The 21,025-nt window shown below is 71.2% G+C and carries 21 protein-coding genes; 15 read left to right on the plus strand and 6 right to left on the minus strand.

Going from position 1 to position 21,025, the window contains the following annotated elements:
• Positions 1-11: 11 nt before the first annotated feature.
• On the plus strand, positions 12-2,687 hold the full coding sequence (ppdK, locus tag KHU32_RS21305; protein WP_213672191.1) for a pyruvate, phosphate dikinase: 2,676 nt from the start codon (positions 12-14) through the stop codon (positions 2,685-2,687).
• 37 nt (positions 2,688-2,724) lie between these two features.
• On the opposite strand, the gene KHU32_RS21310 is transcribed toward ppdK, so the two are convergent.
• On the minus strand, positions 2,725-3,156 hold the full coding sequence (locus KHU32_RS21310) for a PACE efflux transporter (protein WP_213672192.1): 432 nt from the start codon (positions 3,154-3,156) through the stop codon (positions 2,725-2,727).
• A 105-nt stretch (positions 3,157-3,261) separates the two neighbouring features.
• Between KHU32_RS21310 and KHU32_RS21315 the strand changes: the two genes are divergently transcribed.
• Entirely contained in the window at positions 3,262-4,164 is a 903-nt protein-coding gene (locus KHU32_RS21315; RefSeq protein ID WP_213672193.1) for a LysR family transcriptional regulator, read from the plus strand.
• A 5-nt stretch (positions 4,165-4,169) separates the two neighbouring features.
• Here the strand turns inward: KHU32_RS21315 and ygfZ are convergent, their stop codons facing one another.
• Positions 4,170-4,982: a CAF17-like 4Fe-4S cluster assembly/insertion protein YgfZ gene (gene ygfZ / locus KHU32_RS21320; protein ID WP_213672194.1), complete on the minus strand. Its 813-nt coding sequence runs from the start codon at positions 4,980-4,982 to the stop codon at positions 4,170-4,172.
• 62 nt (positions 4,983-5,044) lie between these two features.
• On the opposite strand from ygfZ, the gene KHU32_RS21325 reads away from it, so the two are divergent.
• Genes KHU32_RS21325 through asnB form a run of 5 tightly spaced genes read left to right on the plus strand, consistent with a single transcriptional unit; the run spans position 5,045 to position 10,475 of the window.
• Positions 5,045-5,971 (plus strand): glycosyltransferase family 9 protein, encoded by a 927-nt coding sequence (locus KHU32_RS21325; protein ID WP_213672195.1) that lies wholly within the window; start codon positions 5,045-5,047, stop codon positions 5,969-5,971.
• Positions 5,968-6,732 (plus strand): glycosyltransferase family 2 protein, encoded by a 765-nt coding sequence (locus KHU32_RS21330; protein WP_213672196.1) that lies wholly within the window; start codon positions 5,968-5,970, stop codon positions 6,730-6,732. Before KHU32_RS21325 ends, KHU32_RS21330 begins: the two co-directional genes overlap by 4 nt.
• Positions 6,729-7,685, plus strand: coding sequence for a glycosyltransferase (locus KHU32_RS21335; protein WP_213672197.1), 957 nt, complete (start codon positions 6,729-6,731; stop codon positions 7,683-7,685). Before KHU32_RS21330 ends, KHU32_RS21335 begins: the two co-directional genes overlap by 4 nt.
• Before the next feature lie 10 nt (positions 7,686-7,695).
• Positions 7,696-8,709, plus strand: a complete 1,014-nt coding sequence (locus tag KHU32_RS21340; RefSeq protein ID WP_213672198.1) for a glycosyltransferase — start codon at positions 7,696-7,698, stop codon at positions 8,707-8,709.
• A gap of 11 nt (positions 8,710-8,720) precedes the next feature.
• The gene (gene asnB, locus KHU32_RS21345) at positions 8,721-10,475 is read left to right on the plus strand and encodes an asparagine synthase (glutamine-hydrolyzing) (RefSeq protein WP_213672199.1); all 1,755 of its coding nucleotides are present in this window, start codon (positions 8,721-8,723) and stop codon (positions 10,473-10,475) included.
• A gap of 42 nt (positions 10,476-10,517) precedes the next feature.
• Here asnB and KHU32_RS21350 read toward each other — a convergent pair whose 3' ends face one another.
• From KHU32_RS21350 to KHU32_RS23500, 3 genes are read right to left on the minus strand one after another with little or no spacing between them, the layout of a single operon-like run.
• Positions 10,518-11,366 (minus strand): ABC transporter permease, encoded by an 849-nt coding sequence (locus KHU32_RS21350; protein WP_249681494.1) that lies wholly within the window; start codon positions 11,364-11,366, stop codon positions 10,518-10,520.
• Positions 11,363-12,112, minus strand: a complete 750-nt coding sequence (locus KHU32_RS21355; RefSeq protein ID WP_213672200.1) for an ABC transporter ATP-binding protein — start codon at positions 12,110-12,112, stop codon at positions 11,363-11,365. Before KHU32_RS21355 ends, KHU32_RS21350 begins: the two co-directional genes overlap by 4 nt.
• 31 nt (positions 12,113-12,143) lie before the next feature.
• Entirely contained in the window at positions 12,144-12,395 is a 252-nt protein-coding gene (locus KHU32_RS23500; RefSeq protein ID WP_213672201.1) for a DUF1289 domain-containing protein, read from the minus strand.
• A 259-nt stretch (positions 12,396-12,654) separates the two neighbouring features.
• Here KHU32_RS23500 and KHU32_RS21365 point away from each other — a divergent pair, with 259 nt between their 5' ends.
• From KHU32_RS21365 to KHU32_RS21380, 4 genes are all read left to right on the plus strand, one after another.
• Entirely contained in the window at positions 12,655-13,971 is a 1,317-nt protein-coding gene (locus KHU32_RS21365; protein ID WP_213672202.1) for a dihydroorotase, read from the plus strand.
• Positions 13,968-14,429, plus strand: coding sequence for a group III truncated hemoglobin (locus KHU32_RS21370; RefSeq protein WP_314073074.1), 462 nt, complete (start codon positions 13,968-13,970; stop codon positions 14,427-14,429). Before KHU32_RS21365 ends, KHU32_RS21370 begins: the two co-directional genes overlap by 4 nt.
• Positions 14,426-15,115, plus strand: coding sequence for a 5-formyltetrahydrofolate cyclo-ligase (locus tag KHU32_RS21375; RefSeq protein WP_213672203.1), 690 nt, complete (start codon positions 14,426-14,428; stop codon positions 15,113-15,115). The genes KHU32_RS21370 and KHU32_RS21375 overlap by 4 nt, the downstream gene beginning before the upstream one ends.
• Positions 15,116-15,258: 143 nt before the next feature.
• On the plus strand, positions 15,259-16,212 hold the full coding sequence (locus tag KHU32_RS21380) for an aliphatic sulfonate ABC transporter substrate-binding protein (protein ID WP_213672204.1): 954 nt from the start codon (positions 15,259-15,261) through the stop codon (positions 16,210-16,212).
• Positions 16,213-16,218: 6 nt separating this feature from the next.
• Here the strand turns inward: KHU32_RS21380 and KHU32_RS21385 are convergent, their stop codons facing one another.
• Positions 16,219-16,593, minus strand: a complete 375-nt coding sequence (locus KHU32_RS21385) for a hypothetical protein (protein ID WP_213672205.1) — start codon at positions 16,591-16,593, stop codon at positions 16,219-16,221.
• Between the two features lie 95 nt (positions 16,594-16,688).
• Between KHU32_RS21385 and KHU32_RS21390 the strand changes: the two genes are divergently transcribed.
• The 4 genes from KHU32_RS21390 (at position 16,689) to KHU32_RS21405 (ending at position 20,980) form a co-directional block, all read left to right on the plus strand.
• Positions 16,689-17,339, plus strand: a complete 651-nt coding sequence (locus KHU32_RS21390) for a tetratricopeptide repeat protein (RefSeq protein ID WP_213672206.1) — start codon at positions 16,689-16,691, stop codon at positions 17,337-17,339.
• Positions 17,339-18,703 (plus strand): outer membrane protein assembly factor BamB family protein, encoded by a 1,365-nt coding sequence (locus KHU32_RS21395; protein ID WP_213672207.1) that lies wholly within the window; start codon positions 17,339-17,341, stop codon positions 18,701-18,703. The genes KHU32_RS21390 and KHU32_RS21395 overlap by 1 nt, the downstream gene beginning before the upstream one ends.
• A 4-nt stretch (positions 18,704-18,707) precedes the next feature.
• Positions 18,708-20,075: a ribosome biogenesis GTPase Der gene (gene der / locus KHU32_RS21400; RefSeq protein ID WP_213672208.1), complete on the plus strand. Its 1,368-nt coding sequence runs from the start codon at positions 18,708-18,710 to the stop codon at positions 20,073-20,075.
• Positions 20,076-20,167: 92 nt separating this feature from the next.
• Positions 20,168-20,980 (plus strand): isocitrate lyase/PEP mutase family protein, encoded by an 813-nt coding sequence (locus KHU32_RS21405; RefSeq protein ID WP_213672209.1) that lies wholly within the window; start codon positions 20,168-20,170, stop codon positions 20,978-20,980.
• Positions 20,981-21,025 lie beyond the last annotated feature (45 nt).

Raw genomic sequence — 21,025 nt, forward strand, 5'->3', positions numbered from 1 at the left:
GGAAACCGCGCATGACACAGTGGGTGTACAGCTTCGGCGCCGGCCACAACGAGGGCAGCGCCGAGATGCGGAACCTTCTCGGCGGCAAGGGTGCCAACCTCGCCGAGATGGCCTCGATCGGCCTTCCGGTGCCGCCGGGCTTCACGATCACCACTGAGGTCTGCACCTACTTCTACGACCACGGAAAGCAGTATCCGGGCGAGCTCGACGCCGCGGTCGGCGCTGCGCTGGCCCGCATCGAGGAAGCCGTCGGCCTGAAGTTCGGCGACACCGAGAAGCCGCTCCTCGTCTCCGTCCGCTCGGGCGCGCGCGTCTCCATGCCGGGCATGATGGACACCGTCCTGAACCTCGGCCTCAACGACCAGACGGTCGAGGGTCTCGCGAAGGCGAGCGGCGATGCCCGCTTCGCCTGGGACAGCTACCGCCGCTTCATTCAGATGTACGGCTCGGTCGTGCTCGACGTGGATCACCACCGCTTCGAGGAGATCATCGAGGACGTGAAGCTCGACCGCGGCGCGGCCGAGGATACCGCGCTGACCGCCGACGACTGGCGGGACGTGGCGATGGGCTTCAAGACCGTCGTCGCCGACGCCACCGGCAATCCCTTCCCGCAGGACCCGCGCGCGCAGCTCTGGGGCGCGATCGGCGCCGTCTTCGGCTCCTGGATGAACGCCCGTGCCAATACCTACCGTCGCCTGAACGACATCCCGGCGAGCTGGGGCACGGCCGTGAACGTACAGGCCATGGTCTTCGGCAACATGGGCGACGACTGCGCCACCGGCGTGTGCTTCACCCGCGATCCCTCGACCGGTGAGGACATCTTCTACGGCGAGTACCTGGTGAACGCGCAGGGCGAGGACGTGGTGGCCGGCATCCGCACGCCGCAACCCATGAGCTCGGGCCGCGCCAAGCCCGGCGAGAAGCCGATGGAATCGGTGATGCCCGCCGCCTATCAGGAGCTCGTCCGCGTCCGCTCCGTGCTCGAGAAGCACTACAAGGACATGCAGGACATCGAGTTCACGGTGCAGCAGAACAAGCTCTACATGCTGCAGACGCGCAACGGAAAGCGCACCGCCGCCGCCTCGCTCAAGATCGCCGTGGACATGTGCCGCGAGGGGCTGATCGACGAGACCGAGGCCGTCAAGCGCGTGGCCCCCGGCTCGCTGGACCAGCTGCTGCACCCGACGCTCGACCCCAAGGCGCCGCGCAAGCTGCTCAGCAAGGGCCTTCCGGCCTCACCGGGCGCGGCCTGCGGCGTGGTGGTCTTCAGCTCCGACGAGGCGGAGATGCGCTCGCAGAAGGGCGAGAGCGTCATCCTCGTCCGTATCGAGACGAGCCCCGAGGACATCCACGGCATGCACGCCGCCCGCGGCATCCTCACCACGCGTGGCGGCATGACCAGCCACGCGGCGGTGGTGGCGCGCGGCATGGGCCGGCCCTGCGTGGCGGGCGCCGGCGGCATCGCGGTGGACTACGCCTCGCAGGCGCTGTCCTCGGGCGGCCAGATCGTCCGCGCGGGCGATACCGTCACGCTGGACGGCGCCACGGGCGAGATCTTCCTCGGCTCCGTCGCGATGATCGAGCCGCAGCTCTCGGGCGATTTCGCCACCCTCATGGAATGGGCCGACAAGGTCCGTCGCATGAAGGTGCGCGCGAATGCGGAAACCCCGCTGGACGCCGAGACCGCGAAGAAGTTCGGCGCCGAGGGCATCGGCCTCTGCCGCACCGAGCACATGTTCTTCGACCCCGCGCGCATCGGCGCCGTGCGGCAGATGATCATGTCCGAGACGGAGGATGGCCGCCGGTCCGCGCTGGCCAAGCTGCTGCCCTTCCAGCGGGACGACTTCACCGAGCTGTTTCGCATCATGGCCGGCCTGCCGGTGACGATCCGCCTGCTCGACCCGCCGCTGCACGAATTCCTGCCGCATACCGAGGCAGAGATCGCCGAGGTCGCCGCCAGCCTGGGCGTCGAGGCCGCCGCCATGCAGCGCCGCGCCTCCGAGCTGTCGGAGGCCAATCCGATGCTGGGCCATCGCGGCTGCCGCCTGGGCGTCACCTATCCCGAGATCTACGAGATGCAGGCCCGCGCCATCTTCGAGGCGGCCGTCGCCGTCGCTAAGGAGACCGGCCTGGCGCCCGTTCCCGAGATCATGATCCCGCTGGTGATGGTGAAGCGCGAGCTCGACATCACCCGCGCGCAGGTGGACGGCGTCGCGAAGCAGGTCTTCGAGGAGACGGGGACGACCATCGAATACCTGGTCGGCACCATGATCGAGCTGCCGCGCGCCTGCCTGACGGCCGATACCATCGCCGAGAGCGCGGACTTCTTCAGCTTCGGCACCAACGACCTGACGCAGACCACCTTCGGCCTCTCGCGCGACGATGCGGGCAAGTTCCTGCCCGCCTATGTCGAGAAGAACGTGCTGCCGAAGGACCCCTTCGTCTCCATCGACCCGGACGGCGTGGGCGCGCTCATGTCGATCGGCGCGCAGAAGGGCCGCAGCGTGAAGCCGGGCCTCAAGCTCGGCATTTGCGGCGAGCATGGCGGCGACCCGTCCTCGATCTCCTTCTGCGAGACAGTCGGCCTCGACTACGTCTCCTGCTCGCCCTACCGCGTGCCGGTCGCCCGGCTCGCAGCGGCGCAGGCGGCCCTCAGCGGCAGCGGCGGGGTGGACCGCACCGCCTGAGGCGGCGCGATCGCCACACGGAAGACCTGGCCGGCCCTCAGGCCGGCTGGGGCTCGATCGGCGGGATCGGGAAGACCCGGTCGTAGGCCAGGTTGAAGAGGAAGGCGTAGGCCACGTAGAAGGCCGCGATCGCGAGATCCATGATGAAGGCCTCGGCGAGGCTGATGTTCAGGTACCAGGCGATGGGCGGCAGCAGGATGATCAGCAGCCCCGCCTCGAACAGCACCGCATGGCCCACCCGTACCCACAGCCCCTTCCGCGTCTGGCCGGTGAGGCGGCGCATCGCGTGGTCGAAGCCCAGGTTGTAGATGTAGTTCCACACCGTCGCGACCGTGGCGCTGCCGACGGCGATGACGCCGATATCCGCGGTCGACAGGCCGAAGAGCGGTCCTCCGAAAACGATGACGATCGCCAGGCCGATGGCCTCGAACAGCAGGGCATGGCGGATACGATCACGAACGCTACGCATGATGAGGCCTCTTGGGAGAATCCACGGGAGGAAAGTCGCCGCGGCGGGCGCCTTTTCCATCCGAATTGCGATGACACCAAGTTAGTATCCATCTGATAATCAGATATGACCGTGTCGCTGGATCAGCTCGAAGCCTTCGTCACCGCGGCCGAGGCCGGTTCCTTCTCGGCGGCGGCGCGGCGGCTGCGCAAGGCGCAATCCGCGGTCAGCACCCAGGTCGCCAATCTCGAGACTGATCTCGGCCTCGCACTTTTCAGCCGGGAGGGGCGCCAGCCCGTCCTGACACCGGCGGGCGAGCGGCTGCTGGCCGAGGCCAGGGTGGTGCTGGAGCGGCGCGAGCATTTCCTCGGCGTCGCCTCCAGCCTCGACCGGCGGACGGAGCTGCGCCTCGTGGTCGCGATCGACCAGCTCTATCCGGAGCGCGCGCTCGGCGGGCTCTTCGCCGAATTCGCGGAGCGATTCCCCTTCGTGGAGCTGGAGGTCCTGTTCCCGCTGATGGACGACGTCAGCCAGCTCGTCCGCGAGGGCAAGGCCGATCTCGGCGTCATGTGGCAGCAGGAGGCGCTGCCCACCGAGCTCGGCTTCCAGACCATCGGCTGGGTGCCGCTCAAGCTCGTCTGCGGCCGCCATCACCCGCTCGCCAAGGCGCGCGTGGAATGGGAGGAGCTGAAGCGCCATCGCCAGATCCTGATCTCCGGCCGCGGCGGCGGGCGGGAGAAGCAGCGCCTGCGCGTGGCCGCCGAGGTCTGGTGGGTGGAGAGCCAGTGGGTCATCCTGGAGATGGTGAAGCACGGCATCGGCTGGGCCTTCGTGGCGGACCACGTCATCGCCAACTCGGCCGCCGCGCCCGAGCTGATCACCCCCGACCTGCAGTTCGACGACGGCGACTGGCCGGTGGCGCTGGAGCTCGTCTGGCATAAGCAGCGCCCCACCGGCCCGGCGGCGGAATGGCTCCGCCAGCGCTTCGCGGCGGAGCGTTCCCTGGGCCGGGTGAAGCCGACGGGCTGAGGGCCTCAGCCCGCGGCGGATTCGGGCAGCTTCATCCAGGCGGGCGGACGCGCGCGCAGAACGGCCTCGCCGCAGCGCAGCTCGCCGCCATCCAGCGCGGCCAGGCGAAGCAGCGCGATGCCGCGCTTGCCCCAGCCGGAGCGCATCTCGCCGACTTCCGTGCCCTCGCGGGTGACGGGCGTGCCACGCGGCGGCATGTCGCCGTCGATCTCCACGGGAACGAGGCGGCGCTTGATGAGGCCGCGATACTTGGTCCGCGCCGTCAGCTCCTGGCCCATGTAGCAGCCCTTGGTCCAGGAAACGCCCTGGAGCTCGTCGAAGCCGGCCTCCAGCAGCACGGACTGCTCGGCTTGCAGGTCCCGGCTGCCGTCGGGCAGGCCGAGGCCCAGGCGATGGGCGTCGTAATCCTCGGCCGAGGCCGTCGCCGGCAAGGGCGCCGAGGTGACGAGCCGCCAGCCGGCCTCCGCCAGCCGGGGATCGGGCGTGGCGCCGGGCGGCATGGCCTCGCCCCAGCCGGCCTGCACGGAGAACCCCTCCAGCCGCGCCATCGCGACCTTGGAGCGCAGCTTAAAGCGCAGCAGCCTGGCCATCGCGGTCTCGGCGAGCCCCGCCTCGACATCCATCAGCAGCCGCTCGCCCTGCGGGACGAGGAAGAAATCCGCCAGCCACTTGCCCTGCGGTGTCAGCAGCGCGGCCCAGCGCGCCTCGCCCGCCGGGATATCCAGCACGTCGTTGGAGACGAGACCCTGGAGGAAGGTCAGCCGATCCTCGCCGGTGACTTCGAGGACGGCACGTTCGGGGAGGGTTGCGATGGACATGCCCCGAATGTGGCAGCTTCGGCAGGGGGTTCAACCGGGGGGGATTCTGCTAGAGGAAACCCGTGCGTATTCTGTTCATCACCTCGACGCGGATCGGCGACGCCGTGCTTTCCACGGGCCTGCTCGACCATCTGCTGCGCGCCCATCCGGGAGCGCAAGTCACCGTCGCCTGCGGCCATGTGGCCGAGGGCGTCTTCACCCGCATGCCCGGGCTCGAGCGGATCATCCCCGTCACCAAGCGGCCCTGGTCGCTGCATTGGCTGGACCTCTGGCGGAAAGTCGCCTTCCGTCGCTGGGATCTGGTCGTGGACCTCCGCGGCTCGGCCATCGCCTGGCTGCTCTGGACGCGCCGGCGGGCCGTGATGCGCGGCGGGCGGCGGGCCGGGCATCGCCTGCAGCACATCGCCGACGCGCTGGGCGTGAAGCCGCCGCCGCACCCGGTCGCCTGGTTCGACGCAGCGGACGAGGCCCGTGCGGCCGAGCTGCTGCCCGGCGGCCCCTGGCTGGTGCTGGGCCCCACCTCCAACTGGCACCTCAAGACCTGGCCGGCCGACCGCTTCGTCACCCTCGCCGATCGCCTCACGGCGGCCGACGGCCCCCTTCCCCAGGCCAGGATCGCCATCCTCGGCGGGCCGGGCGAGCAGGAGCGGCGCTCGGCCGCCTCCGTGCTCAACGCCCTTCCGGGCGCGGTCGACCTGGTGGGCCGCCTCTCCCTGCCCGAGGTGGCGGCCGCACTGGCCCGCGCCGGCCTCTATGTCGGCAATGATTCCGGCCTGATGCACATCGCGGCCGCCACCGGCGTACCGACGCTCGGCCTCTTCGGGCCCACCCCGGCCAGCGAATACGGCCCCGTCGGCCCGCGCGCCGAGGCGGTGCTGGCCGATGGTCCGCCCGCCACCACGCCCATGGACCGCCTGTCCGTGGACAGCGTGGTTGAGGCCGCGACGCATCTGCTGGCCCCCGTGAGCGCGCCTGGGGTGGCGGCATGAGGCTCTCAGCCCTCGTCGTCGCACGCAACGAAGAGGCGCGCCTGCCGGCCTGCCTCGCCACCCTCGGCTTCGTCGACGAGATCGTGGTGGTCCTCGATCGCAGCACCGATGCCAGCGCGGAGATTTCCCGCGCGGCCGGCGCCGTGGTGCTGGAGGGCGCCTGGGCGCTGGAGGGCGAGCGCCGCAACGCCGGCATCGCCGCCTGCTCGGGTGACTGGATCATCGAGATCGACGCGGATGAGCGCGTTCCGCCCGAGCTCGGCGCCGAGATCCGCCAGCTCATCGAGACCAGCGCGGAGGCCTTCCACCGTGTCCGCATCGACAACTACGTGGGCGACCGGCTGATCCTGCACGGCTGGGGCGGCAGCTTCGGCACGACGCTGAAGCCCATCCTCTTCCGCAAGGGCGCCAAGCACTGGCGCGCCCAGCGCGTGCACCCCGGCCTCGACTGGACGGGCAGCGAGGGCGCGCGGCTCACCACCCACGGTATCCGCCATGAGGTAGACCGCGACATCTCCGACATGCTCCGCCGGCTGGATCGCTACAGCAGTGCCAAGGCGGCGGACCTGCTGGATTCCGGCGATATCGGTAGCCTCGGCAACAACCTGCGGCGCTTCGTCTCGCGCACCTTCAAGTGCCTGATCGGGCGGAAGGGCTACAAGGAAGGCGGCTGGGGCGTGCTGATCGCGCTCTGCGCCGGGCTCTTCCCGCTGCTGTCACATCTCAAGGCGCGGCTGGAGCCGGAGCGTCACCGGCATTGAGAATCGTCCTCGCCAATGAGGGGCCGCGCATCGAGGCCGAGGCCATCGGCACGCGGCCGCTGGGCGGGGTGGAGACGGCGGTGGCCCTGCTGGCGCGGGCCCTTGCCGCCCGTGGCCACGAGCTTCACCTGCATTTCGAGGGCGAGGCGACCGCCCTGCCCGACCGCGCGGACCTCGTAATCGCGGTGCGCGTGCCGCGGCTCTTCCGGCAGCTGACCCGGGGTCGGCGCGTACTCTGGCTGCACAATCCCGCGCGCTATCTCCGCAAGCCGCGCCATGCCTGGCCGCTGCTGCTCGCGCGCCCCACCCTGGTGACGCTCGGCGACTACCACGCCTCGACGGTGCCGGGCTGGCTGCCGGGCCCGCGCGCGCAAATTCCCCTCGCTGTGGCGCCGCCCTTCGATGCGGCGGCGCCCGAGCGCGCCCCGCCGCCGCCGGTCGCCATCTTCACCTCCAATCCCCTGCGCGGCCTCGACCGGCTGGCCGAGCTCTGGCCGCGCCTCGGCGCTGGCGAGCTCCACGCCTATTCGGGGGCCGCGACCTATGAGGGCGACGCCCGCCTCGCCGATCGCGCCGCGCCGATCCTGGAACGCGCGACGGCGGCGGGGGTGCGGGTCTTCCCGCCCGTCGCCCGCGGCCTGCTCCGGGACAAGCTGCTGGAGGCCCGCTGCATGCTCTACCTCGGCGACGAGGGCGAGACCTTCTGCCTCGCCCTCGCGGAAGCCCAGGCCGTGGGCCTACCCTGCGTGGTGATGAACCGCGGCTCTGTGGCCGAACGCCTGGTGGACGGCGTCACCGGCATCGTCGCGCGCGACGAGGACCAGTTCGTCGAGGCCGCCCGCCGCCTTCTCACCGACGATGCCGCCTGGCTCGCCATGCACCGCGCCGCCTTGGCCCGGGGAACGGGCCCCGGCTGGGACGACATCGCCGCCCGTTTCGAGGCCCTTGCATGATCCGCCCCCTATGATTCGTCTGGCCAATATCATGGCCGGCGCCCGCCACGGCGGCGCGGAGGCCTTCTTCGAGCGGCTCACGCTGGCGCTGCACGGCGCGGGCGATGAGGTCCTGCCCGTCATCCGCCGCGATCCGGAACGCGCGGCCCGCCTCGCCGAGGGCGGCCTGCCGCCGTTCGAGCTGCGTTTCGGCGGCCCGCTGGACGTCATGACCCGCCCGAGGCTCGGCCTGCTGCTGAAGTCCTATCGCCCGCTCGTCTCCATGGTCTGGATGAACCGCGCCGCCGCCAAGACGCCCGGCGGGCCCTGGCCGACGATCGGGCGGCTCGGCGGCTATTACGACCTCAAATACTACACCAGCTGCGACCATCTCGTGGGCAATACCCGCGACCTGCGCGACTGGATCGTCGCCCAGGGCTGCCCGGCGGAGAACGCGCACTACCTGCCGAACTTCGTGAGCGACCTGGCCGACGCCGCCCCCGCCGATCTGCCCGGCGCGGCGCCGCGCGTGCTGGCCATGGGCCGGCTGCATCGCAACAAGGGCTTCGACGTCGCGATCCGCGCCCTCGCCCTGGTCCCCGAAGCCACGCTCTGCATCGCCGGCGAAGGGCCGGAGCGCGAGGCGCTGACCGCCCTCGCCCGGGAATGCGGCGTCGCCGACCGCGTCCACCTCCTCGGCTGGCGGACGGATATCGGCGCGCTGCTGGCGGGAAGCGACGTCTTCCTCTGCTCCTCCCGGCATGAGCCGTTGGGAAATATCGTGCTCGAGGCCTGGTCCGCCTCGCGCCCCGTGGTCGCCGCGGCGGCCCAGGGGCCGCGCGAGCTCATCGTGCCTAACGAGACCGGGCTGCTCGTCCCCGTCGAGGCGCCCGAGGCGATGGCCGATGCGCTGCGGGCCGTGCTGGCCGACCGCGCCGCCGCGGCCGGAATGGCGGAAAGAGCGCGGAAGGCCTTCGAGACGGATTTCGCCGAAGCGCCGGTCCTCGCCCAATGGCGCGATTTCCTCCACAAGGTACAGCGATGAGGAACGGATAGATGTGCGGCCTCGCGGGCCTCGCCCTCCACCCCGGCAGCGCGCCGCAGATGGCGGCGCTGGAGGCCATGACCTCGGCGCTGGCCCATCGCGGGCCGGACGGCGCCGGGCATCACCTGGCCGGGGGCGTGGCCCTCGCCCATACGCGCCTGTCGATCATTGACCTCGTGACGGGCGACCAGCCGCTCTTCGCCGGCGGCGCCGCCCTCGTGGCCAATGGCGAGATCTACAACTACCGGGAGCTGCGCGACCAGAACCAGCTCGTCTGCGCCACGCAGTCCGATTGCGAGCCGCCGCTGCACCTCTATCGCCGCGACGGCCTGCGCTTCGTGGACAGCCTGCGCGGCATGTACGCGATCGCGCTGCATGACCGCGCCACGCGCCGCCTCGTGCTGGCGCGCGACCCCTTCGGCATCAAGCCGCTCTACATCGCCGAGCTGCCCGAGGGCGTGGCCTTCGCCTCCGAGCCGCAGGCGCTGATCGCCGCCGGCCTCGTCAAGCCGCGCGTCCGCGAGGAGGAGCGCGAGGAACTGCTGCAGCTGCAGTTCACCACCGGCGCCGAGACCATCTTCGAAGGCATCCGCCGCGTTCTGCCGGGCGAGAGCCTGTGCATCGCCGACGGCCGGATCGTCGAGCGCCATCGCCGCTCCGCCCTGCCGGAGGGGCCGCCGGAGAACATCTCCGAGGAGGATGCGCTCACCCGCCTCGACCGCGCGCTGGAGGAGAGCGTCGCCCTGCATCAGCGCAGCGACGTCCCCTACGGCCTCTTCCTCTCGGGCGGCACGGATTCGGCCGCCATCCTGGCCATGATGGCGCGGCTGAACACCAATCCCGTGATGGCCTTCACCGCGGGCTTCGACGTGAAGGGCGCGGCCGACGAGCGCGCCGCCGCCCGCCACGCCGCCCAGGCCGCCGGCGCCCATCACGTCGAGGTGCAGGTCACCGAGGAGATGGTCTGGCGGCACCTGCCCGAGATCGTCGGCGGCATGGACGACCCAGCGGCCGACTACGCCATCATCCCCACCTGGTTCCTGGCCCGCCGCGCGCGGGAGGACGTGAAGGTGGTGCTGGCCGGCGAGGGCGGGGACGAGATCTTCGGTGGCTACGGCCGCTACCGCGCGGCGATGCGGCCCTGGTGGCTCTGGGGCCGGGCCATGCGGTCCCGCGGCGCCTTCGACCGGCTGGACGTGCTGCGCTCCCCGCCGCGCTCCTGGCGCGACGGCATCGCCGCCTCGGAGACCGAGGTCGCGACCGAGGGCCGCACGCGGCTGCAGACCGCGCAGGCCGTGGACGTCGCCGACTGGCTGCCCAACGACCTGCTCTCCAAGCTCGACCGCTGCCTGATGGCCCATGGCGTGGAGGGCCGCACGCCCTTCCTCGATTCCGGCGTGGCCGAGGCCGTCTTCCGCCTGCCGGATTCGCTGAAGGTGCGGAAGAACGCCGGCAAATGGCTGCTGCGCGAATGGCTGGCCCGGCATTTCCCCGCCTCCGAGCCCTATCGCCCGAAGCAGGGCTTCACCGTGCCGATCGGCGCCTGGATCGCCCGCCGGGCGGACCGGCTGGGACCGCTGGTGGCACGGCAGCCGGCGATCGTCGACCTCTGCCTGCCGGGCAAGGTCGAATCGCTGTTCCGCCATGCGGGAGAGAAGCGCGCCGGCAGCGCCGCCTGGCACCTCCTCTTCTACGCGATCTGGTATCGCCGCCACATCGAGGGCCGGCGGACCGAGGACAGCAACGTCTTCGACTTCCTGGCCTGAGGCGCTTCATGGCCGGGAAGGCATCCCTCCCCGGCCATGGCCCTATTCGCCGATGTTCAGCAGCGCGCCCTTCACCCGGGCCGCCTGGAACTGGTTCATGAAGACCCAGCCCATCGCCGCGATCCACACCGCATCCAGCAGATAGGCGGCGCCCAGATGGCCCCAGGCGACCTCGCCATGGGTCAGGGCCGCGCGCATCCCCTCGAAGATATGCGAGGCCGGAAGCGCCAGCGCGACGGGCTGCAGCCAGCTCGGCAGGATGCTCACGGGATAGAAGACCGCGGCGAAGGGCGTGATGCCGAAGAGCACCGACCAGGCCAGCGTCTCCGCCCCCGCGCCGTAGCGCAGGATCAGCGAGGTCACGCCCAGCGCCACCGCCCAGCCCATGATGATGAGCGCCGCGAAGAAGGCGACCATCAGCGGGCCCAGGGCGAAGATGTTGAAGGAATAGAGGAACCAGGCCAGCAGCATGGCCGGGATCACGCCGATCAGGGTGCGCAGCAGGGCCATGGTGGCGAGGCCCGCCACCAGCTCGCCCGGCCGCAGCGGCGAGACGAAGATATGGCCCAGGTTGCGCGACCAGATTTCCTCCAGGAAGGAGACGGAGAAGCCCATCTGGCTGCGCAGCGCGCCCTCCCAGAGCAGCACGCCGCCGAGCAGCACTCCGGCCGCGACCGAGCCAAGGTTGTTCTGCACCCCGGCGAGATAGGCCGTGATGAAGCCCCAGACGATCATCTGCAGCACGGGCCAGTACATCAGCTCGATGAGGCGCGGCGGCGAGCGGCGGTAGAGGGCGAGGTGGCGATAGACCAGGCCCCAGACCCGGCGGGCGCTCTGCAGGAGCGGCGACGGATCGTTCCGCGGCGCCTCGCGATCGTGCATCCCGGTCATTGCGCCGCCTCCGCCCGCGTGCCCCGCGCGATGTCGAGGAACACCTCCTCGAGGTCGCCGCGGCCGAAGCGCTCCACGAGGTCGCCGGGGCTGCCCTCGTCCACGACCCTGCCCTGCTTCAGCATGAGCACGTGGTCGCAGAGCCGCTCCACCTCGCCCATGTTGTGGCTGGCCAGCAGGATGGCGCAGCCGGTCTGCGCCCGGTAGCGCTCCAGCCAGCTGCGGACCCAGTCGCCGGTGTCGGGGTCGAGGCTGGCCGTCGGCTCGTCAAGCAGGAGCAGCTCGGGCCGGTTGATGAGCGCCTTGGCCAGCGCCACGCGGGTCTTCTGGCCCGCCGAGAGCTCGCCGGCCGGGCGGTCCAGCAGCTCTTCCAGCTGCAGGTCGCGCGCCAGCTCGGCGATGCGCGCCTCGGCCTGCCGGACGTTGTAGAGATGGGCATAGACCCGCAGATTCTCCGAGACCGAGAGCCGGTGCGGCAGCGCGATATAGGGCGAGGAGAAGTTCATCCGCGCCAGGGCCGCGAAGCGGTCCTTCTCCATGTCGTGGCCGAGCGCGGTGATGCGGCCCGAGCTCGGCACCAGCAGGCCCAGCAGCATGGCGATGGTGGTGGTCTTGCCCGCGCCATTGCCGCCGAGAAGGCCGTAGGTGGCGCCCCTGGGCATGGCGAAGCTGAGCCCATCCACCGCGGGGGGCCGTCCGGCGACATAGGTCTTGACGAGGTTATCGACGATCAGCGCATGGGACATGAGAGGGATATGCGGCCGAAGCGGCCCCCCGTCACCCCTTCTTTCGTTGCGCCACCGCCGCGCCGGGGCGGGCCGGCAAGCCCGCGGCCTCGTCGCCGAAAGCGGCCCGCCTTTCGCCCGCCGCACGCAGGATCGCGTGCCGCGCCGCGACGCTGGCGATAGACCAGGCCGCGATCTCGTCGAGGCGGCGGCCGCAGCCGAGGCAGACCTCCCCCTCCAGCCGGCAGACGTGCCGGCAGGGCGAGGGCGGGTCGGAGTCGGTCGGCTGCGGGATGTCCGGCACGCCGTTCAGGCCCGCCGGGACGGGCGTCGATCGTCGCCCCGGAGGTGCCGGGGCAGGCCGGAGTACATCCTTGATTGCTCCTGGGCTGGGGCTCACGCCCTCAGGTTTCGGCGGGGCCGATGTCGGCCCGGAACCCCTTCCCGGGAAGGCATTCGCCACCATATCATCGATATATCTTTATGTTTCAAGATTCCGGACACGTCTTGCACGTCCTGCCGGACCCGTCAGATTGCGACCCTCCATCTTCCGGAGTTCCGCGATGCCCCATTTCGATCTCATCCTGCGCGGCGGCCAGGCCGTCCTGCCCTGGGGCATCGAGCCGCTCGACATCGGCGTGCGCGATGGCCGGATCGCGGCCATGGGCGCGCTGGGCAAGGCCGAGGCGGCGCAGGTGATCGATTGCACGCATCTGCACGTCCTGCCCGGGCTGATCGACGCGCATGTCCATCTGCGCGAGCCGGGCGATCCGGCCGTGGAGACCATCGAGACCGGCACCAGGGCCGCCGTGCTCGGCGGGCTCACGGCCGTCTTCGACATGCCGAACACCTCGCCCTCCATCACCGATTCGGCGCAGCTCGCCTGGAAGCGCGAGCATGTGTCCCAGCACGCCTGGTGCGACATGGGCCTCTATGTCGGCGCCTCGAAGAAGAACATCGCCGAGCTCGCCGAGCTCGAGCTCGAGGACAATGTCTGCGCGGTGAAGGTCTTCGCCGGCTCCTCGACGGGTGACCTGCTGATCGAGGACGATGCGACGCTGGAGGCCGTGATGCGCTCCGGCCGCCGCCGCATCTGCTACCATTCCGAGGACGAGTACCGCCTGCAGGAGCGCAAACCGCTCTTCACCGAGGGCATGCCGCACCGCAACCACATGGTCTGGCGCGACGTGGAATGCGCGATGCTCGGCACGAAGCGCCTGCTGGCCCTAGCCCGCAAGACCGGCCGCCCCGCGCATATCCTCCACGTCTCGACCGCCGAGGAGCTGGAATATCTGGCGGAGTTCAAGGACATCTGCTCGGCCGAGGTGCTGGTGAACCACCTCACCCAGACCGACGAGGCCTATGACCGCCTCGGCGGCTATGCCGTGATGAACCCGCCCATCCGCGACAAGCGCCACCTGGAGGCCGCCTGGGCCGCCGTGCGCAACGGCACGGTGGACGTGATCGGCAGCGACCACGCCCCGCATTCCCGCGCGGCGAAGGAGCGCCCCTGGCCCAATACCGCGGCCGGCCTGACCGGCGTGCAGACCATCGTGCCCGTGATGCTGGACCATGTGAGCAGCGGCCGCCTCAGCCTCATGCGCCTCGTGGACCTGATGTGCGCCGGCCCCGCGCGGGTATACGGTGCGGTGAACAAGGGTCGCCTCTCGGTCGGCTTCGACGCCGACTTCACGCTGGTGGACATGGCCAAGTCGCGCGAGATCACCAACGACTGGATCGCCAGCCCCTGCGGCTGGACGCCCTTCGACGGCTATCGCTGCCAGGGCTGGCCGGTCGGCACCATCATCCGCGGCCAGGTGGCGATGCGCGACGACGAGGTGCTGGGCGCCCCGGTCGGCAAGCCGGTCAACTTCCGGTGAACGCGGCGCGCGACGCCGCCGAGCGCCGCGCGCGGGCCACCGCCGAGATCGTCGCGCGCACCGGCATCGATGCCGCGATGATCGAGCGGCTGGTGCGCCACTTCTATGAACGGGTCCGCGAGGACCCGCTGATCGGGCCGGTCTTCGCGGCCCGGATCGGCGAATGGGAACCGCATCTCCAGCGGATGTTCGCCTTCTGGTCATCGGTCGCGCTGATGTCCGGCGAGTATCACGGCAGCCCGATGGAGAAGCATCTGCCGCTTCCCGTGGATGCCGGGCACTTCGACCGCTGGCTGGCGCTCTTCGAGGCCGCGGCGCGGGAGATCTGCCCGCCCATCGCGGCCGACCATTTCCTTGAGCGCGCGCGGCGCATCGCCCAGAGCCTGGAAATGGGCATCGCGGCGGGCCAGGGCGTGCTGCTCGGCCGCGACGAGCGGTTCCGGCGCACGGGGTCATGACCAAGCCTCCGAAGCCGCCGGAGTTCCACGACTACGCCTCCCCGGCCTGCTTCCTGCACGAGGTCGACCCCGACTACCTCGGCTATGCGCCGGAGCCCGACGCCCAGCAGCGCCGCGACGTGGCCCGCTGGCGTAAGGCGGAGCGCGAGCGCCTGATCGCGCTCCGCCTCGCCATCGACCCCGAGACCCGCCGCCAGGAGACGGCGCGCATTGCCGAGGGGCTGGACCTCGCGATCGGCGAGGTCGCGGGCCGCATCGTCAGCGCCTACTGGCCCTTCCGCGGCGAGCCCGACCTGCGCGCCTGGCTGGGGCGGATCCATGAGCGCGGCGGGCGCTGCGCCCTGCCGGTGGTGATCGAGAAGGGCCGGCCACTGGTCTTCCGCGAATGGCGGCCCGGCGCCGCCCTGGCGCGGGGCGTCTGGAACATCCCCTTTCCCGCCGAGGGCGCGGAAGTAGCGCCCGATGTCGTGATCGCGCCGGTCGTGGGCTACGACCCCGGCTGCTATCGCCTCGGCTATGGCGGTGGCTTCTTCGACCGCACGCTCGCGGCGATGGCCGCCCGGCCGCTGGTGCTGGGCGTCGGCAGCTCCCGCGCCGCCATTCCGACGATTTTTCCGCAGCCCCACGACATCCCGATGGACGCCATCGTCACCGAACAGGGCGTGCTGCACCCCGCCAGGCCCTGAGCCACGCCCTTTTCCACGGCGGAGTGCCGCATGGCAGGGATGCGCAACGGCCAATTTCACCAATAAATAAGATAAAATATAATTTTAACCTGTTTAACAGGTTAATCCGGCTTCCGGACCTCACCCCATCAGGAGTGCTCCCCGTGACGAACATCACCGCGCCTTCCCGCCGGCATCTCCTGCTCGCCGCCGGGGCGATCTGCGCCGCGCCCGCGATCGTCCGCGCCCAGGGGCGGCCCGTCCTGAACGTGGGCAACCAGCGTAGCACCCTCCGCGCCCTGCTGGAGGGCGCCGGCCAGCTCGACGGCCTGCCCTACACCATCGACTGGAAGGAATTCATCGCGGCACAGCCCATCCTGGAGGCGATGCAGGCCGATGCGGTGGACATCGCCCAGATCGGCGACATCAACCTCTTCAGCGTCGCCTCCTTTGGCGCGCCCTTCAAGGGCATCGCCACCACCCGCTCCACCGGCGCGTCGCATGCGCTGATCGTGCCGCAGAACTCCACCCTGCGGAGCGTGGCCGACCTGCGGGGCAAGAACATCGCCTCGGTGCGCGGCGGCTGGACCCATTATTCCATGCTGCGGATCCTGGAGGCCCATGGCCTCAAGGCCCGCGACGTCCGGGTGTCCTGGATCAACCCCGCGGATTCCGCCCTGGCCTTCCGGGCGGGGCAGATCGACGCCTGGTCGGTCTGGGGCGCGCTCACCTCCATCGAGGTCCAGCAATACGGCGCCCGCATCCTCGCGACGGCCGAGAACCTGGTGCCCGCGGCCGCCTTCACCACCGTGAAGGCCTCCGCCATCCCGGCCAAGCGGGAGCTCTTCCAGGACTTCTCCCGCCGCGTCGACCGCGCGACGGCCTGGGGCCTCGAGAATCCGGCGGAATATGCGCGCCTCACCGCCGCCCTCATCCGCCAGCCGGCCGAGGCCCTGGAATGGACCTTCCGCGTGGACCGGGTGCGGGCGACGCCGCTCGATGACGCCGCCCTGCGGGGATACCAGGACCAGGCGGACAAGCTGCTGGAATACGGCATCATCAACCGCTCGATCCGGGTGACCGACATCATCGACCGCAGCTTCACGCCCAGCGCCTGAACGCGGCTAGAAGCCGGGCCAGCGGGCCGTCCGGTCGGCCTCCTGGGCCGGCGTGAGGCTCGCCGGCCCGTCCACCACGCCCTGGACCATGGGGATCGTCCCCGGCCGGGTCACCCAGCAATCCACGCTGCCCCGGCTGCGCGTGCAGTAGGGCGGCGGCGAGGGGGCCGGCACCCGCGCCGCGCAATAGGACATCCCTCGGTCCAGGCGGACGATCGAGCAGTCCCGCCCCGTCACGCCCGAGACCAGGATATCCGGCACCGACCGCCCGACCAGGGTCAGCGAGGCCACGTTCACGCCCGCCGTGGCGACGAGCGCCGGCCCGTCGCAGCCGCCCAGAATGGGAAGGAGAAGCAGGGAAAGGAGGGTCGATGGCCGCACATCCGCCAAGAAACGCCGGCAAGCCTTAACGCCGTGCAAAGGGGCCGCTATACCCGCTCCTCCCGAACGCCCTCCCCCGAACAAAGGCGCCCGCATTGTCCGATCTGATCGACGAGGTTGAAGAGGAGCTCCGCGCCGAGCGCGCGCGCAAGCTCGCCCAGCGCTACGGCGGCCTCGTCATCGGCGTCGTGCTGCTGGCCATGGCCGGCGTCGGCGGCTGGGAAGGCTGGCGCTGGTATGAGCGGCGCGAGGCCGCCAAGGTCGCCGACACCTTCCTCTCCGCCACGCGCGACGCCGCGGCCGAAGGTGCGGACCTCCGCGCCATCGCGGACCGCTTCGTGGCCATGGTGCCCCAGGCGCCGGCCGGCTATCGCGCCCTGGCCCGCCTGCGTGGCGCCTCCCTGCTGGCCGAGACCGGCCAGATGGAGCAGGCCCTGGCCGCCTACGACGCCCTCTCCCGCGACACCGCGGCCGACCCACTCTATCGCGATCTCGCGACCGTGATGTGGGGGCTGCATGCCCTGGATACCGGCAATGCCGCCGAGATCGAGGGCCGCGTCGCCCCCCTCACCGCGCCCGGCGCCCCCTGGCGCTCCTCCGCGCAGGAGGTGCAGGCGCTCGCCGCCCTCAAGGCCGGCAACACCGAACAGGCGCGCGCCACGCTCCAGGCGCTCACCACCGATGTCGCGACGCCGCAGGGGCTGCGCGACCGCGCCGGCCGCCTGCTCCAAGGACTGGGAAGCTGATGCCCGATTCGACGAAACGGTTCCTGGGTCGCCGCACGGCGCTGCTGGGTGGCGCCGCCCTTCTGGCCGGCTGCGAAAGCACCCGGAACTGGGTGGACGACATGCTGGGCACGCCCAAGGTGGCACTGCCGGGCGAGCGCCATTCGGTCCTTTCCAGCGAGCGTGAGGTCGCGCCCGACGAGGCCGCCCTCAGCCGTCCCTTCTCGCTGCCGGCGCCGACGCTCAATGCGGACTGGCCCACGGCCGGTGGCGCGCCGGGCCATGCGCCGGGCCATCTCTCGCTGCCGCGTCCGGTCGGCGAGGTCTGGCGCACCTCCATCGGCTCGGGCAACGCCTATCGCCGCCGCCTCACCGCCCCGCCGCTGGTGGTGGGAGACGCCGTCTTCGCCATCGACGCGCTGGGCTGGGTGAGCTGCCTGGATGCGGGCCGCGGCGGCCGCCGCTGGCAGACCGACACCCGCCCCCGCCGGGACCGCGACGGCGCCCTGGGCGGCGCCCTCGCCTATTCCGACGGCGTCCTCTACGTCGCGACCGGCCTGGCGGAAGTGCTGGCGCTCGACCCCGCCTCGGGCGAGATCAAGTGGCGCGCGTCCATCGGCGTGCCCGCGCGCGGCGGCCTCTCGGTCGCCGGCAACCGGATCCTGGTCCCCACGGTCGAGAACCACCTGGTCGGCCTCACAACCGAGGATGGCAGCCGCGCCTGGACCTTCCGCGCCTCCCCCGTGCAGGCGCTGCCGCTCGGCCTGCCCAGCCCGGCCGTCGAGGGCGACACCGCCGTCGCCGGCTTCGCCTCCGGCGAGATCGTGGCCCTGAACATCGCCGACGGCCGCGTGCTCTGGAGCGAGAGCCTCGGCACCACGCGCGGTGGCGTCTCCATCGCCGATATCGGTGCCATCTCGGCGCTGCCGGTCATCGACCGCGGCCGCGTCTTCGCCATCGGCATGGCCGGGGCGGCGACCTCGATCGACCTGCGCTCGGGCCGCCGCGTCTGGGAGCGCGAGGTGGGCGGGTCGCTCACCCCCTCCGTCGTGGGCGACTGGTGCTTCGCGCTGACCCGCGGCAACCGGCTGATGGCGCTGGAGCGCGACAACGGCCGCGTCCGCTGGATCAGCGAACTGCAGAGCTACGAGGACGAGGCCCGGCGCCGCCGGCCGATCATCTGGAGCCCGCCGGTCGTCGCCGGCGGCCGCATCCTGGTCGCGTCCAGCCACCGCCAGCTGCTCGAGGTGGATGCCGGCACGGGCGAGATCATCGACCGCCTGCGCCTGCCCGACGGCGCGACGCAGCAGCCCGTCGTGGCCAATAACAGCGTCTACCTGATGACCGACGGCGGTTCCGTCGTTGCCCTTCGCGGAGTTGGATAAAATCATGTCAGATCGTGGCGACAGCCTGCCGGTGGTCGCCATCCTCGGCCGGCCGAACGTGGGCAAGTCCTCGCTCTTCAACCGGTTGGTGGGGCGGCGCCTCGCGATCGTGGACGACACGCCGGGCGTGACGCGCGACCGCAAGGAGGCCGAGACCCAGCTGGGCGGCCGGGACATCCTGCTGGTGGACACCGCCGGCCTCGAGGAAGCCGCGCCCGAGAGCCTCTTCGGCCGCATGCGCGCGAGCTCCGAGGCGGCGCTGGAGCAGGCCGACGTCGCCATCTTCGTGGTGGACGCGCGCTCGGGCATCACCGCGTCCGACCGTGCCTTCGCCAACTGGCTGCGCCGCGCGCGCCGGCCCGTGATTCTCGTCGCCAACAAGGCCGAGGGCCGCGGCGGCGCCGCCAATGCCATGGAGGCCTACGAGCTCGGCCTCGGCGACCCCATCGCGGTCTCCGCCGAGCACAATGAGGGCATCGCCGGGCTGATGGATGCCATCGTCGAGCACCTGCCCGAGGTCGATGCCCCGAGCGAGACGGAGGAGGAGGAGGACGAGAAGCTGCTCCGCCTCGCCATCCTCGGCCGGCCGAATGCCGGTAAGTCCACGCTGCTCAACACGCTGCTGGGCGAGGAGCGCATGATCACCGGGCCCGAGCCCGGCCTCACGCGCGACGCCGTCGCCGCGAAGTGGCAGGATGAGCAGGGCCCGATCCGCATCGTCGACACCGCCGGCATGCGCAAGCGCGCGCGGATCAACGCCAAGCTGGAGGGGCTGAGTGTCGCTTCCTCCATCAACGCGCTGCGCGAGGCGGAGGTGGTGATCCTCGTCCTCGACGCCCTGCTGGGGCTGGAGGAGCAGGACATCCGCATCGCCCGCCTGGCCGAGCGCGAGGGCCGTGCGATGGTCATCGCCCTGAACAAATGGGACGCCATCGAGGACCGGGCCGCCGCGCGCAGCCGGGTGGCCGATACGCTGGAGACCTCGCTGAACCAGCTGCGCGGCCTGGAGGTTGTGACCATCTCGGCCGCCACGGGCGCGGGCGTTGACAAGCTGCTGCCTGCCGTCCGTCGCACGCACGAACGCTGGAACCGCCGCGTCGGCACCGGCGCGCTGAACCGCTGGTTCGGGAACATGCTGGAGCGGCATCAGCTGCCGCTGGTCGAGGGCCGGCGCCTGAAGCTGCGCTACATCACCATGCCCAAGGCGCGGCCGCCGACGCTGACCATCTTCGGCACCCGCGCCGAGCAGCTGCCGCAGGAATACCAGCGCTACCTGCTCAACGGCTTCCGCGAGGAATTCGACATGCCGGGCGTGCCGATCCGGCTGCAGCTGCGCGGGACGGAGAATCCCTACGCGGAAGAGCAGGACTAGGGATCTTCCGGCGGATGGTGCTTCGGAAAACGCCGAATGGTTTTTTCCGCCCGTCCGTCTAGGCTTCCTCTCAACCGGGGAGGAAAGCCGCCATGAGCGCCGCCTATGAAAAGTTCCGCGACCTGCATCGATCAGGCTGCTTCGTCATGCCCAACCCCTGGGACGGCGGATCGGCCGTGCTTCTTGCCCGCGAGGGTTTTCCGGCGCTGGCCTCCACCTCGCTGGGCATCGCCTTCGCCATGGGCGTGCCCGACGGCCGTGCGGCGCTGAGCCGCGAGGTCTCGATCGAGAATGCGGCGATGATCCATCGCCTCACCGGCCTGCCCGTGAACGGCGACCTGGAGGACGGCTTCGGCCCCTCGCCCGAGGATTGCGTGCTGACGGTGGAGGCCTCGATCGCCGCGGGTCTCGCTGGCCTCGGCATCGAGGACACGACGGCCGACCCGGCCGATCCCATCCACGGCTTCGACGCGGCGGTGGCCCGCGTGAAGGCCGCGGCCCGGGCCGCGAAGGGCCGCATCCTGCTCACCGGCCGCACCGACAACTTCCTCAACGGCCGCCCCGACCTGGACGACACGATCCGCCGCCTCCAGGCCTTCGCCGAGGTGGGGGCGGATGTCCTCTACGCGCCCGGCCTGTCGGACATGGCGGCGATCGAGGCCGTGGTGAAGGCGGTGGCGCCCCTGCCCGTCAACATCGTGATGGGGCCGCGCAGCGGCGCCGTGCCGGTCTCGGTCCTCGCCGCGGCGGGCGTGCGCCGGATCTCGATCGGCGGCGGCCTTTACCGCCAGGCCATGGGGGCCATGGTCGGCGCCGCGCGGCGGCTGCGGGACGGCGACCTCGACATCCTGGGCGGCGCGCCGACGAGCGCCGAGATCACGCGGCTGCTGCCGCCTCTCGCCTGAAAGCGCCCTCGCCCGGCGCCGCCTGCGCCGGGCGAAAGCCGCAAA

Origin of the sequence: Roseococcus pinisoli (genome assembly GCF_018413645.1) — a bacterium.
Taxonomy (GTDB): domain Bacteria; phylum Pseudomonadota; class Alphaproteobacteria; order Acetobacterales; family Acetobacteraceae; genus Roseococcus; species Roseococcus pinisoli.